Consider the following 14,780-nt stretch of genomic DNA (forward strand, 5'->3'; position numbering starts at 1 on the left):
CACAACGGATTCTGAGAGTGGCTACTATGTGAAAGATGAACGAACAAAACAGTTTGCCTATTCATTCCACGCGGCCGCAGACCGCAACGGTTTTGTATTGGGAACGATTGTAACACCTGGAAATATACATGACAGTCAGATCTTAGAGCCACTAGTTGAACAAGTGATTGAGAAAGTTGGAAAACCGGAAGCCGTTGCCGCAGATGCAGCTTATAAAACACCAGCCATTACAAGCTACCTCTTTGACAAAGAAATCACACCGGCTTTACCCTATACACGGCCACGAACAAAAGAAGGATTCTTCCGCAAACATGAGTATGTTTACGATGAACATTTTGACTGTTACCTTTGCCCATCGGGCGAGATTTTAAAGTACTCAACAACAAATAAAGAGGGGTATCGCGAGTATAAATCACCCAAACACACTTGTGCGACATGCTCATTTTTATCTCAGTGTACAGAAAGAAAAGACCATCAAAAAGTGGTGACACGGCATATTTGGCAAACACATGTGGAAGAAGCAGATCATCTGCGTCATCATCAAGATGTAATAACTATATATGCGAAACGTAAAGAAACGATTGAGCGTGTATTCGCAGATGCAAAAGAAAAGCATGGTATGCGTTGGACAACTTTAAGGGGACTTAAAAAATTGTCGATGCAGGCGATGCTTACTTTAGCTGCCATTAATTTAAAGAAGATGGCCAATTGGACATGGCGAGGTCCAAAAATGGCCTAACATAGTGGGCTCGTAGAGCCCCAATCTCCTAACTTCAGGCAAAAATTCAAAGGGAATCTCAAAAAGGGGTTCGGAATTTTTTAATTCCGAACCCCTTTTGTCTACAAACTGAAGCCTCCCACTTTATGGGAGGCTGTTTTGATTATCAGGCTGTTTTTTAGTCATTCATTTTAATTTCCAAACTGTTTCAGTAAAACGTTCATTTCAGAACTTAGTTTTAGGAATAAAGGTTTGTTTTTCATATCCAGGGCTTCATCAATCTGTTTCGCAAGGATATTCTTTTTGGTAGTAAGGACGGATTCCAGAATAATCATATCAATTAACATTTCCTGAACCACAGCATCGTTTTTCATTTCGCTCATTGATAAGGACTTCACTGACTCTGAATAAGATTTTTCATTTTTCAAAGTTACCACCCCTGACCCTTTTTATTAGTATATGGATTTGAATGGATAAAATCAACTGAAAATTCAAAAAAATTTAAACTTAATAGAGAATGTGTCGTTTAGATGACGAAATGACCACTTTTTAAAAGAATTTTTAATTTTTTGTGAACTTGCTTTTTATCTTTACAGGTTGTGCTATTATAGTGAGGAATTTAGCATATATTTACTATCTCCCTTCACCTTTTTATACAATCGGGAATGGAAGGGTACAAGCGATTAAGAGTATAAGGTTTGGTAAAGTAAAATGGTGTTTATAGTTTTACTTTTTAATGTAATGAGGAAGAGGTGGATTGAAAATGAAGGAAAACAGTCAGGGAATCATCGAGGAATATGAAATCACGCCCTATACACTAATGGTTTCACCAATTAATTATGGAAGTAAAATATATGCCCGTATCGTTGAAATGGAGGACGAGTTCATCTCCCCGTTTAAACCTTTGGAAATAGTAAAGAAAAGCTGTGAGTTTTTCGGATCAAGTTATGAAGGACGCAAACAAGGCACGAAACAGCTCATAAACATCACACATAAAGCACCGATTGCAATTGATCCAACCAGTTCGATCTTCTTCTTTCCAACTACATCTCCGTTGCGTCCTCAATGCATCTGGTTATCACATGAGCATGTGGTATCCTATGATCGCCTGGATTCCAAACATACAACCATCACATTCAGGAATAGACAAACCATCGATATAGAAGTATCATGCAGTTCTTTTGAAAACCAGCTGCACCGGACATCTTTTTTAAAAACGAAACTGATCCAGAGGATTGAGGAAACAAAGAGGAAATCGTTCTATCTGTTCTCCGAGGCAAATGGAGTCAAGGCTTCAGAGGTAATGACAAAGTATATACCAAGCAATTGAAGGAAGGCGGATCCAGGCTGTGAAAATCGTAACAGTGCTGACTGGAATGTAAAGGATGCAAACGGCATTTAGTCAAAATTAAAGCAAGCCCTTCTCATAAGAGAAGGGCTCTATTATTAATCTTCAAATAACACTTCCATAAATCGTCGATTTCTTTTTAAATTTTTTCAGTCCTTTCTTTAGTAAATGTGATGTTTCCCTCCTACCATGTTCCCTCTTCAAATAATATTATTACCGTTAGTACTTTTATAAAAATAATTAATTCCAGCCCACAATATAGATTACTCCTAAGTTTTCTAAATTGAGGGAGGGTTATTTTAACATCCAATGATTTTACGATTAAACAAAGGAGTATAAGTTTGTGAGTTATTCACTTCACAATATAATAGATAACCTCTATGTTTCACAAAGGTCTTTTTATACATAATGATAGAGATTATATTGATTTGCCGTTTTATTCATCTGCCGTGACCAAAGTAAGGTAAAGGATAACGTTTTCATTTGTCTCTAATATAGACTTATAACAATCTTTTGCAAAAACGTTTTGCTGACTCTAAAATGATAGTGTTGGGGAATAGTTTTATTAAATGTACAGAATAAGATGTGAGTAAAATACCGATTAAATATGAGCATACGAGCCCGGCCTATTATTCGTTAAGACTGTGTCCTCGAAAATGTTTGTCATAATCAGTAAGCAGCTAAATGTGCAAACGGTTTATGACAATAGTTGAGGGTAGTGAGCCTTATCGATCTTGGTCATGATAAATTGACTCACTCATCTATAAGAAGCAGGAAAGAAGAGATGCGTTTTTTAATGGTCATACTTTCCCTACACCCCAATGCATCTATATCATTAACAGATAATCATACATGGAGGATGGCAGCATAGGGATAAGCCGCTAAATATCCCTAGCATGGTGACTTTTTTCGAAAAAGTAATAACATAACAAGTCTTCCGTTTTATTCCGAAGGCGGGGATTGAAATAATTATGATGTTCTTCATATCCTTTATATAAAAAACAATACATCGTGAAGGATTCATCACGTTTGATTTCACTTACTATAATATTCTCCTTGCGCAAATAGCGCCGTACCTCGGCAAGATCGTCCTGAACGACTTTTAATATATGCTCGACTAGTTCCGAATAGGGCCTTTTTAATTTAAACGGACTAATTTCGATGACCTTGAGATCCCGGTTTAAGACTGTAATAACCATAGGGAGGTAGATGGCTTTTTCAATCATATTTCGGTCATCTTCTGGAATGCGGGTCATCATGACCGCTCCTTTCTAAAAAAGCACGTTTTTAATATTAATATGTATATCTTGTGAAAATTAGAACGTTTGTTCTCATTTGTTTATCCTAATGTATTTTCAGTTTATATGCAAGAAGTTTTGATAAATGATGAAATTTTTGTTAACAAGATTATGTTTTCCTGAGATAGGGAAAGTATGAAGATATATGGATAATAATTCTTGCAATTTCAGGGGAAAGTGATATATCTAAAGTAAACGGTTTTTAATAAGTTTATGCTGCTTTGATAGTAGCATGTCGAGGGAGATAATTATGGATTTGGATACTATACGTGAGTGGTTTACACTTGATAATATATCGGCGCTCATTCAGCAATATCGCTCATTCGGTCCAATTCCCGGAATCTTACTGCCGATGTTGGAAGCTTTTTTGCCCTTTTTACCCTTAGTGGTGTTCGTGCTTGCAAATGCAACGGCTTTTGGTCTCTGGTGGGGATTTTTATTTTCTTGGATTGGTGCAGTAGCGGGGTCTTTTTTGATCTTTTTAGTTATTAGAAGATATGGTCAAATGAGGTTTTTTCGATTTTTGCAAAAACATAAGCAGGTGCAGAGGTTGATGGTTTGGGTGGAAAGCCATGGATTCGGTCCTTTGTTCATACTGCTCTGCTTCCCTTTTACACCGTCGGCCATCGTGAATATCGTGGCAGGACTTTCAAAGGTAAGTCCCTTGCAATATGGACTTGCAGTCGTTGGAGGGAAAGCGGTGATGATTTTTACGATCAGCTTCGTAGGTTACGATTTGGTATCCTTAATACATAAGCCTGTACGTACGATCATTATCGGGATTGTCATCTTTATCCTATGGTATGTGGGAAAAAGACTGGAAGTCCGATTAAATAAAAGCATGAAGAGAGAAGAAGGACAATAAATTAGTATATAAATGTAGTAGGGGTTGAACCAGATGGAAAAAACAAACAAGAATTCTTTGTCCGATTGGATAAAAGCAGCCATGATAGCTTTTGTTATTTACATCTTAATCCGTACATTTTTCTTTTCAAGCTATGATGTTGAAGGGGATTCGATGCAGCCGACTCTTGAAGACGGCAATAAACTTGTCGTGAATAAAATCCATTATCAGATTCAAGATATCAACCGTTTTGACATTATAGTTTTTCATGCGAATGCACAGGAAGATTATGTTAAGCGAGTTATAGGGATTGCAGGTGACCGCATTCGTTATAAAGATGATTGGCTTTACGTAAATGGTGAGAAAGTGGATGAGCCTTATCTTGAGAAATACAAGGAAGGTTTCCCGGGACAGGATTTTACGGGCGATTTTACATTAAAGGAATTGACGGGCATGACAACAGTCCCGGAGGGCAAGCTTTTTGTCATGGGTGACAATCGCCTTGAAAGTGCGGACAGCCGTCACTTTGGTTACATACCAGTTGATAATGTTGTCGGTAAAGTCGATGTTCGATATTGGCCGATCAAAGAGTTCAATTATAAATTTACAGGAGAATGATTGAGGAAGCCCGAAAATTATCAGGGCTTTTTCTTTTGGAGGAAACGCGAACGTACGATTGGTATTTTTTAAAGGGAAACGGTAAAATAATAGAATGTAAATCTAATTGGAAACAGAAACCTAGTCAAAAAGACGAAAGTATTTCTGGTATGATGGATCTAGATATTATGTTGTATAAGGGGGAAAAGAGATGTCACTCCGTTTTTTACTGGGAAGATCGGGTGCAGGGAAAACTTCGAATATATTGGGCGAAATTCGCACCAATTTGGCAGAAAATCCCGAAGGCAATCCAATTATCTACCTCGTTCCTGATCAGATGACGTTTCTATCTGAATATAAATTAATTAAAACACCAGGCCTTGCCGGAATGATCCGTACACAGGTTTTCAGTTTTAGCAGGCTTGCTTGGCGCGTTCTTCAGGAAACTGGGGGAATGAGCCGGCTCCATTTGAACAGCGTTGGCGTTAATATGTTGATAAGGAAAATCATGGAGGATAAAAAAGAAGAGTTAAAGATGTTTCGTCGATCTGCTGATAAGCAGGGGTTCATTGCACAGATGGAGCTTATGCTGGCTGAGTTCAAGCAGTATTGCATCAAACCGGATGACATTCAAAACTATTTGACCGAAACATCACCCTCCGGCAGCGGCATTCAGGATAAACTTCATGACCTTGAATTGGTCTATCAGGCGTTTGAGGATGAAATGGTTGGCAAATATTTAGATTCCGAAGACTATTTCACTTTGCTTATCGAGAAAATGTCTGAGTCTTCATATATAAGGAATGCGGATATCTATATCGATGGTTTTTATAGCTTGACGCCACAGGAATTGTTGATTGTGGAAGAAATGATGAAGCTGTGCAGGAGTGTAACGGTCTCGCTGACGTTAGATCAGCCCTACAGACAATATGCTCCGGATGATTTGCAATTGTTCAGGCAAACGGGAAATCTTTATCATAACCTTTATCAGGCTGGATTGAGGAACGGTATACCCATTTCAGAAGACCGAATCTTAAAAGGGACGGAAAGGTTTGGAAAGAGTCCGGGCCTGAATCATCTGGAAACTTACTTTGCCATTCGTCCTGCACGGACGTTTGGGCAGTCACCTGATGTAACGATTGCCCAGGCAGTTAACCGCAGAGCTGAGATTGAAGGAGTTGCCCGGGACATCTTGACGCTTGTCAGAAAGAAACAGCACCGTTTCCGTGATATTGCGATTTTAGTCCGAAATGGAGAGGCATACACAGATATTTTACAAACCGTTTTTCGGGATTATCAAATCCCCTTGTTCGTCGATTCCAAACGGACCATGCTGAATCATCCTCTGATTGAACTGATTCGTTCGACTTTGGAGATAATCAATGGATATTGGCGTTATGAGCCGGTATTTCGTGCAATCAAGACGGAGCTTCTATTTCCGCTGCAAAAAAATCACGATAGAATGCGCGAACAGGTTGATAAGCTGGAAAACTATGTGCTGGCCCGTGGAATTAAAGGAAGCAGGTGGACGTCCAAAGAGCGTTGGACCTACCGGCGTTTCCGCGGACTGGAACTAGAGGACCGAAACCAGACGGATAAAGAAATGAAGCTTGAGCAAGAGCTGAATGAGATGAAGCAATTATTTACCGAGCCCATCTTGAAGCTATCAAAACGTGTTAAAAAGGCAGCTAATGGCAGGGAATTGTGTGAGGCCCTTTATCTATATCTTGAGGAATTGCATGTACCGGAAAAATTGGAAAAACTGAAACAGGAGGCAGAAGAAGCGGGTGATTTGGTATCGGCTAGAGAGCATGAGCAAACGTGGAATGCGGTTGTCGACTTACTAGACCAATTCGTTGAACTGCTGAGCGGGGAAGAGCTTTCCATGAAACAGTTTGCGGTAGTCATTGAAGCTGGTCTGGAGTCCCTTGAATATTCTTTGGTACCGCCGGCAATTGACCAAGTCCTAGTAGCTAATCTCGATTTATCCCGCCTGGATGATGTGAGGACAGCTTTTGTCATCGGCTTGAATGAAGGGGTTTTGCCAGGAAAGGCTTTATCTGACGGAATATTTTCAGATAGTGATCGTGAGGTGCTGCTGGCTGGTGGACTTGATGTTGCTCCAAATTCAAAGGTGCGCCTCCTTGATGAGGAGTTTACTGCGTATAAAGCTTTTACTACACCTGCTGAGGCCCTTTATTTATCATATCCGCTTGCCGATGAGGAAGGGAAGGCACTTTTACCCTCATCCTATTTGAAAAGGGTAAGGGACGTATTGCTTAACGTTTCCGATGTGTATTATATGAACGATCCATCCGATCTGACTGCTGAGGAACAGGTGAAATATGCGGCGAATTATGATGTGGCACTATCGTACCTCGCTGCCCAATTGCAGCTGAAAAAAAGGAACTATCCAATCCACTCACTTTGGTGGGATGTATATAATTCCATTTTGGAGGATGAAAAGGCCGGTCCTTCAGCAACCAAGGTTTTATCGAGCCTTTTTTATCAAAATGGAACAAAGAAATTATCAGAGGAAACAAGCAAGCAATTATATGGTGAGAGCATTCTTACGAGTGTATCCCGGATGGAAATGTTCAATAGCTGCCCGTTTTCCCATTATGCCGCTCATGGCTTGAAATTGAGGGAAAGGCAAATTTTCCGTTTGGATGCACCAGATATTGGTGAGATGTTCCACGGAGCGTTGAAAATGATTTCGGATTACTTAAAGGAACATGATATTCCTTGGTCTGCTTTGACGAAGGAACAATGTTTGGAGTTGGCTAGAATTGCTGTGGAGAAACTTGCTCCTAAACTTCAAAATCAGATTTTGTTAAGTACGAACCGCCATCACTATTTACGCAGGAAGCTGGAACACGTGATTGGACGGGCCTCAATCGTCTTAAGTGAACATGCAAAGATGAGCGGTTTTGCTCCAATTGGATTAGAACTCGGATTCGGAAAAAATGGAGAGCTGCCGCCACTTTCTTTCACATTGAAAAACGGTACGAAGATGGAATTGATCGGGCGGATTGACCGTGTGGATAAAGCGGAAGAAGGTGAGGGTGTCTATTTGCGTGTGCTCGATTATAAGTCGAGTGAAAAGGAACTGAACATGAGTGAAGTATATTATGGACTTGCGCTGCAAATGTTGACATACCTTGATATCGTCGTCACCCATTCGAAGTCGCTAATAGGAAAGGAAGCTATTCCAGCCGGCGTTTTGTATTTTCATGTGCATAATCCTGTTGTCAAATCAAAGGGAATGCTCAGTTTGGATAAAATTGAAGAAGAAATTTATAAAAGTTTTAAAATGAATGGACTTGTACTGAATCATTCAAATGTCATTCAGATGATGGATACTTCGCTTGATATTGAAAATTCGGGTAAGTCGGATATTATTCCAGCTGGATTTAAAAAGGATGGTTCGCTCCTGGCGGCTTCCAAAGTAGCCAGCAGGGAAGAGTTTTCGCTTCTGAATCATCATGTGCGCCGCGTGTATCAGGAGGCTGGTGATCGAATGGTCGATGGTGATGTGGAAATAACGCCATATAAATTAAAGGAAAAAACGCCGTGCACCTTCTGTTCCTTTAAATCGGTATGCCAATTCGACCAGTCACTCGAGGAGAATCAATTTAGGAATTTAGCACAGAAGAAACAAAATGATGTTCTTGAGCTATTAAGAGGGGAGGGGGAGAGCGATGAGTAAAATGAAAATCCCTGCTCTGCCAGGAGACGTGACCTGGACGGAAGATCAGTGGAAGGCGATATGGGCTAAAGATCAGGACATTCTGGTTGCGGCGGCTGCAGGTTCAGGGAAAACTGCGGTGCTGGTCAATCGGATCATCCAAAAAGTCATTTCAGAAGAAGATCCAATCGATGTTGATGAACTGCTCGTCGTTACATTCACCAATGCTTCGGCTGCCGAGATGCGCCATAGGGTAAGCGAGGCATTAGAAAAAGCGATCAATGAAAATCCGCATTCACAGCATCTGCGGAAGCAGTTGAGCTTGATTAATCGCGCTTCGATTTCCACACTTCATTCCTTTTGTTTAGAGGTGATCCGGAAGTATTATTACCTGACGGAAATCGACCCAGGCTTCCGGATTGCAGACTCTACAGAGATCCAGCTACTCCGTGATGAAGTGATGGAAGAACTTTTCGAGGAACAGTATGGCCAAAATGATAATGATGAGTTCTTTAATTTGGTGGATGCTTTTACAAGCGATCGAAATGATGATGCACTTCAGAATATAGTTCGATCGCTGCATGACTTTTCGCAATCGAACCCTGACCCGGACAGATGGCTCGATGGTGCAGCAAGCATGTATGAATTGGCTGATGATGATGGGATTGATGATCTTTCGTTTATCGATTCATTGAAATTCGATATTGGTTTACAACTGGACACTGCCAGGGATTTATTGGAACGGTCGCTTGCGTTGACAAAAGTCCCTGGGGGGCCGGCACCAAGGGCTGAGAATTATTTAGCCGATTTGACATTGGTTGCAAAACTTTCGGAAGTGAAAGACCAATCCTGGAATTCTCTTTATGAAGAAATCCAAAACGTGAAATTTGGAACGGCAAAACGGCTTACTGGTGAAGATTTTATCAAGGAAGTATCGGATGAGGCTACCAAGTATCGCGATAAGGCGAAGAAGATCATCAAATCGTTACAGGAAGAGTTATTTTCCCGAAAACCGGAAAGCTATCTGCGCGATATAAGGGAGCTCAAGGGTTATGTCGATACACTTGTAATGCTTGTTAAACAGTTTGACGATCGATTCTTTGCTGCAAAAGCAGAAAAGAACTTAGTTGACTTTGCTGATTTGGAACATTATTGTCTTCGGATTTTGACAGGGGAGATTGTGGATGGCGAACGAAAACCTTCAGCGGCAGCCATCGAATACAGGAATCAGTTCAAGGAGGTTCTCGTAGATGAGTATCAGGATACGAACCTTGTTCAGGAATCCATTTTAAAACTGGTGACGGCTGACGGCGAATATAATGGGAATCTGTTTATGGTAGGCGATGTCAAGCAGTCCATTTACCGCTTTAGGCTTGCGGAACCGAATCTCTTCCTTGGAAAATACACACGTTTTACCCATGATGGTGTTGAGTCCGGACTTAAAATAGATTTAAACCGCAATTTCAGGAGCCGAAAGGAAGTTCTCGATGGGACGAACTTCTTGTTTCAACAGTTGATGGGCATTACAGTCGGTGAGATTGATTATGATGAAGATGCCCAATTGAAGAAAGGTGCCCCATATCCCGAAGACGATCCAAACCCAATTGAACTCCATTTAATTGATGGAACCGCCGATTCGGGAACCCTTTCGGACATGGAAGGATCGGATGGCGGGTTTGAGGCTGAGGAACTTGAAAAAGCGCAGCTTGAAGCAAGGCAAATGGCTAAGCTCATTAAAAAGGCTATAGGCGAAAAGCATCGGATATATGATACGAAAACCAAAAAGTACAGATCTGCCACATATCGTGACATGGTCATTCTTCTTCGCTCGATGCCATGGGCACCGCAAATCATGGAGGAATTTAAAAAGCAGGGGATTCCAGTCTATGCCAATTTGTCGACAGGGTATTTTGAAGCGACCGAAGTGGCCATCATGATTTCCTTATTGAAGGTGATTGATAATCCGCAGCAGGATATCCCATTGGCTTCCGTTCTCCGTTCACCTATAGTCGGGCTGGATGAAGAAGAAATGTCACAGGTGCGTTTATTCCATACAGGGAGCTATTACGAAGCATTAGCTGATTTTTACAGAAAGAGTGACCCGGAAGAACATCCCGGGCTATATGAAAAAGCCTCAACTTTTTATAAAAAGCTAGTAAAGTGGAGGAAGCTTGCCAGACAGGAAGCATTATCAGATTTGATCTGGCTTCTATATCGCGAAACGCAGTTTTATGATTTTGCAGGAGGGATGCCAGGTGGTAAACAGCGCCAGGCCAATTTAAGAGCTTTGTATGACAGGGCAAGGCAATATGAAGCAAGTTCATTCCGCGGTCTGTTCCGTTTCTTGCGTTTCATAGAAAGGATGCAAGAACGTGGAGATGATCTAGGGGCAGCCCGGGCTTTAGGGGAACAGGAAGATGTAGTCCGCCTGATGACGATTCACTCGTCAAAGGGTCTTGAGTTCCCGATCGTGTTTCTTGCCGGTCTTTCCAAGCAATTCAATATGATGGATATACGCAAGCCGTATTTACTGGATAAGGATTATGGCTTTGCGGCTAAGTATGTGAATTCCGAATTACGGATAACTTATCCATCCCTCCCTCAATTGGCTTTTAAGAAAAAAAAGCAACTTGAATTAATTGCCGAGGAGATGCGTGTCCTCTACGTGGCACTTACTAGAGCTAAAGAAAAGCTTTATTTAATTGCCAGCATCAATGATGCAGAAAAAACGCAGCAGAACTGGGAAAGTAATGCGGCACATGGAGATTGGCTTTTAAAGGACTATGTACGGGCAGGTGCAAAAAGCTATCTTGATTGGATTGGTCCATCCCTTGTCCGGCATCGGGATTCCCTTGGTGCTGCAGGCCTTGGCTTGGAAATGGAGTCGCATCCATCGAATTGGTCCATTTCCGTCATTCCGAGTGAAGAACTTGCTGTCCTGGATGAGGAAGAGGCACTGGTACAGGAGCAAATACTCGATCATGTCCAAAAATCAGAGAAGGTCGCGATGGTTTCCGAATTTTATGATGATATCAAAAAACAGCTCGAATGGGAGTACCCCGAGCATGAGGCGACGGTGTATCGTTCCAAACAATCCGTTTCTGAACTAAAACGTCAATATGAATTGAAGGACGAGCAAAGCTCCACGGAGTTGTTACGTAAATTTAAACGTCCCATCACGAAGCGTCCGACTTTCATGCAAGAAAAGTCACTGACACCTGCTGAAAGGGGTACGATTACACATTTAGTCATGCAGCATATTGATCTATCTAAAGAGATTACCATTCAATCGATTCAGGAACTGATGGTAGACTTGATTCAACGAGAGTTGTTGACGGAGGAACAGAAAGAAGCTGTGGATCCGGAAACGATTGTCGATTTCTTTGACAGTGAAATCGGCCAAAGAATGCAGAGGGCCGGGAGCATTCGCCGTGAAGTGCCATTTACGATGTCGGTGCCTGCAAAAGAGGCTTACAGCGATTGGGCAACTGGCGATGAGGAGATCCTTATCCAAGGTGTGATTGATTGTATCTTTGAGGATGAACAAGGTCTTGTGCTACTCGATTATAAAACGGATACAATCACTGGCCGTTTTGCTAGCGGGTATGAAGGGGCTAAAGAAATCCTTGCCAATCGATACCGGATGCAGCTTCAGCTATATACGAGGGCTGTTGAAGGGATATTGAATAAGAAAGTAACCAGCCGTTACTTGTTTTTCTTTGACGGATCGCATTTATTGGAATTATAAGAGAGACAGAGTGTCCCATTTATGTGGGACACTCAGTTTGTAGACAAAAGGGGTTCGGAATTAAAACATTCCGAACCCCCTTTTGAAATTCCCTTTGAATTTTGCTCAATATTAAGGAATTGGATCTCTACGAGCCTACTATGTTAGGCGATTTTTGGACATGGCCATGTCCAATTGGCCATCTTCTTTTTATTAATGGCAGCGAAAGTGAGCATCGCCTGCATCGACAATTTTTTAAGTCCCCTTAAAGTAGTCCAACGCATGCCATGGTTTTCTTTTGCATTTGCGAAAACACGCTCAATCGTTTCATTACGTTTCGCATAGATAGGTTTTACATCTTGATGATGACGCAGATATAATCTTGCCAAATATGACGTGTCACTACTTTTTGATGGTCTTTACTTTGGGTACACTTTGATAAAAATGGGTTTTGGTAATTTGTACTCACGATAGCCCTCTTTATTCGTTGTTGTGTACTTTAATATCTCGCCCGATGGGCAAAGGTAACAATCAAAATGTTCATCGTAAACATAGTCATATTTGCAGAAGAATCCTTCTTTTGTTCGAGGACGTGTATACGGTAAAGCCGGTGTTATTTTATTACCAAATTGATAGCTTGTAATCGCCGGTGTTTTATAAGCTGCATCTGCGGCAAAAGCTTCTGGTTTCCCAACTTTTTCAATTACTTGTCCAACAAGTGGCTCTAAGATGTGACTATCATGCGTATTTCCAGGTGTTACAATTGTCCCCAGTACAAAACCATTGCGGTCGGTACCGCATGAGATGAATAGGCAAACTGTTTTGTTCGTTCATCTTTGACATAGTAGCCACTCTCACGGTCAGTTGTACTTTGTTTAATTTCTTTGGTTTCTTCCTTATTAAGTTTATCCGGTGGAAAAGGTTTTTTATTATGGTTTTCATGGTCTTGATATATTTCTTCTTGAAGTCGTCCTTGATACGCACGTGTTTCCTTGCGAACGATTTTCTTTTCAAATTTCCGCTTATTCGCACTGGCGCATTTCAAATTGATCTCGCTGAATAAAATCATGTTTAGAAAGCATCCTCATCACCTTAAGTTTTAATATTCAAAGTTGATTGGAGCGGAAGGTACGAGACTCCTGCGGGAAAAGCGCGTCTAGGGGAAGACCCCACAGGCGCAAGCGAGGAGGCTCCCTGACCGCCCGCGGAAAGCGAGTGCCTGGATTGGAAATCAACGTTCAAATTGAACAAGCAAAAAAAACTGTAGACAAACTCGATTTTCACCAAATAAACAGAATAGTTTGAAAAAATATAAAAAATTACTATATACTAGAGGAGAAAAATACCTTTTAAAGGAGTAGAGAAGAGTATGACGAGTGAGATCAAGAGCAGGGGATACTTTGGTGAGTTCGGTGGGAGCTTTGTACCGGGTGAACTACAGGAAGTTATGGATATTTTAGAAACGGAATTCCTGAAATATAAGGATGACCCGGAATTCATTGAGGAGTTTCAATATTATCTGAAAGAATATGTCGGACGCGAAAACCCGTTGACCCTAGCACAGAATTTAACGAAAAAGATTGGCGGGGCAAAAATATATTTGAAGCGTGAAGATCTGAATCATACAGGTGCTCACAAAATTAATAATGCGATTGGACAGATCCTGCTCGCTAAACGGATGGGTGCTAATCGCATCATCGCAGAAACTGGCGCTGGACAGCATGGTGTAGCGACTGCAACAGCATGTGCGATGTTCGGCTTAGAGTGTGTAATCTATATGGGTAAGCTGGATACGGAGAGGCAGGCATTGAATGTCTTTCGGATGGAATTGTTGGGGGCAAAAGTTGTAGCGGTCGAAAAGGGACAGGGGCGATTAAAGGATGCCGTTGATGAGGCATTAAATGATTTGGTGCAAAACTATGAAAATACTTTTTACTTGCTTGGTTCAGCAGTGGGCCCGCATCCCTATCCAACGATCGTTAAGCATTTTCAAGCAATCATAAGTGAAGAATCAAAACGCCAGATCGTTGAAAAGGAAGGAAAGCTCCCAACTGCCATCATTGCTTGCGCAGGAGGGGGAAGCAATGCGATTGGTGCTTTTGCACATTATATCAAAGAAGAAAATGTCCGTTTAATTGGTGTAGAACCAATTGAAGCCCCTAGTATTTCGCAAGGTGTCCCGGCAGTATTGCACGGATTCAAAAGTTTGACGTTAGTGGATGAGCATGGGCAGCCAAAACCGACATTTTCCATAGCGGCCGGCTTGGATTACCCAAGTGTTGGACCCGAGCATAGTTTTTTGAAAGATAGCGGACGAGCGGAGTATGTGACGGTAAAAGGGGAAGAAGCTCTTGAGGCTTTTCAGGTGTTATCCAAAACAGAGGGGATCATCCCAGCTCTCGAAAGCTCGCATGCTCTAGTTTACGCCATGAAGTTAGCAAAAGAGTTAACAAGAGATGATATCCTGATCGTTAATTTATCAGGACGGGGTGATAAAGATGTGGAGCAAGTATTTAACATGATAGAAAAATAGGCCAAATTTAAAAGCCTCCCGGATATG

Annotated in this window: 9 protein-coding genes and 1 pseudogene; 7 read left to right on the plus strand and 3 right to left on the minus strand. The window is 41.4% G+C overall.

Translation table 11 applies throughout. The features are described 5' to 3' along the window. Positions 1-739 (plus strand): transposase (locus AC1DVK_RS14920; RefSeq protein WP_477626791.1); only part of this gene is annotated, 739 nt, incomplete at its 5' end. A gap of 170 nt (positions 740-909) precedes the next feature. On the opposite strand, the gene AC1DVK_RS14925 is transcribed toward AC1DVK_RS14920, so the two are convergent. Next, a complete protein-coding gene (locus AC1DVK_RS14925; RefSeq protein ID WP_061462041.1) occupies positions 910-1,146 on the minus strand; it encodes an IDEAL domain-containing protein in 237 nt (78 codons plus the stop codon). A gap of 335 nt (positions 1,147-1,481) precedes the next feature. On the opposite strand from AC1DVK_RS14925, the gene AC1DVK_RS14930 reads away from it, so the two are divergent. Then, positions 1,482-2,048, plus strand: a complete 567-nt coding sequence (locus tag AC1DVK_RS14930) for a competence protein ComK (RefSeq protein WP_477626792.1) — start codon at positions 1,482-1,484, stop codon at positions 2,046-2,048. 899 nt (positions 2,049-2,947) lie between these two features. Here the strand turns inward: AC1DVK_RS14930 and AC1DVK_RS14935 are convergent. Beyond that, positions 2,948-3,322: a YhjD family protein gene (locus AC1DVK_RS14935; protein ID WP_289337993.1), complete on the minus strand. Its 375-nt coding sequence runs from the start codon at positions 3,320-3,322 to the stop codon at positions 2,948-2,950. Positions 3,323-3,614: 292 nt separating this feature from the next. Here AC1DVK_RS14935 and AC1DVK_RS14940 point away from each other — a divergent pair, with 292 nt between their 5' ends. From AC1DVK_RS14940 to addA, 4 genes are all read left to right on the plus strand, one after another. After that, positions 3,615-4,229: a TVP38/TMEM64 family protein gene (locus AC1DVK_RS14940; RefSeq protein ID WP_289320835.1), complete on the plus strand. Its 615-nt coding sequence runs from the start codon at positions 3,615-3,617 to the stop codon at positions 4,227-4,229. Between the two features lie 33 nt (positions 4,230-4,262). Further along, positions 4,263-4,826: a signal peptidase I gene (gene lepB, locus AC1DVK_RS14945; protein ID WP_289320834.1), complete on the plus strand. Its 564-nt coding sequence runs from the start codon at positions 4,263-4,265 to the stop codon at positions 4,824-4,826. A gap of 190 nt (positions 4,827-5,016) precedes the next feature. Continuing rightward, a complete protein-coding gene (gene addB / locus AC1DVK_RS14950; protein WP_427088373.1) occupies positions 5,017-8,514 on the plus strand; it encodes a helicase-exonuclease AddAB subunit AddB in 3,498 nt (1,165 codons plus the stop codon). Continuing rightward, entirely contained in the window at positions 8,507-12,241 is a 3,735-nt protein-coding gene (gene addA / locus AC1DVK_RS14955; RefSeq protein ID WP_477626793.1) for a helicase-exonuclease AddAB subunit AddA, read from the plus strand. Before addB ends, addA begins: the two co-directional genes overlap by 8 nt. Before the next feature lie 143 nt (positions 12,242-12,384). Here addA and AC1DVK_RS14960 read toward each other — a convergent pair. Further along, positions 12,385-13,256: pseudogene (locus AC1DVK_RS14960) on the minus strand (transposase); the annotation flags it as partial. Between the two features lie 333 nt (positions 13,257-13,589). On the opposite strand from AC1DVK_RS14960, the gene trpB reads away from it, so the two are divergent. After that, positions 13,590-14,753, plus strand: coding sequence for a tryptophan synthase subunit beta (gene trpB / locus AC1DVK_RS14965; RefSeq protein ID WP_289320831.1), 1,164 nt, complete (start codon positions 13,590-13,592; stop codon positions 14,751-14,753). Positions 14,754-14,780: the final 27 nt, after the last annotated feature.

The organism is Peribacillus sp. P4_B1 (assembly GCF_056402395.1).

What these genes read in the sequence shown, in the direction of transcription:
- AC1DVK_RS14930 (WP_477626792.1), top strand. Translation starts at nt 1,482, where the DNA reads ATGAAGGAAAACAGTCAGGGAATCATCGAGGAATATGAAATCACGCCC.
- AC1DVK_RS14935 (WP_289337993.1), bottom strand. Translation starts at nt 3,322, where the DNA reads ATGACCCGCATTCCAGAAGATGACCGAAATATGATTGAAAAAGCCATC.
- AC1DVK_RS14940 (WP_289320835.1), top strand. Translation starts at nt 3,615, where the DNA reads ATGGATTTGGATACTATACGTGAGTGGTTTACACTTGATAATATATCG.
- lepB (WP_289320834.1), top strand. Translation starts at nt 4,263, where the DNA reads ATGGAAAAAACAAACAAGAATTCTTTGTCCGATTGGATAAAAGCAGCC.
- addB (WP_427088373.1), top strand. Translation starts at nt 5,017, where the DNA reads ATGTCACTCCGTTTTTTACTGGGAAGATCGGGTGCAGGGAAAACTTCG.
- addA (WP_477626793.1), top strand. Translation starts at nt 8,507, where the DNA reads ATGAGTAAAATGAAAATCCCTGCTCTGCCAGGAGACGTGACCTGGACG.
- trpB (WP_289320831.1), top strand. Translation starts at nt 13,590, where the DNA reads ATGACGAGTGAGATCAAGAGCAGGGGATACTTTGGTGAGTTCGGTGGG.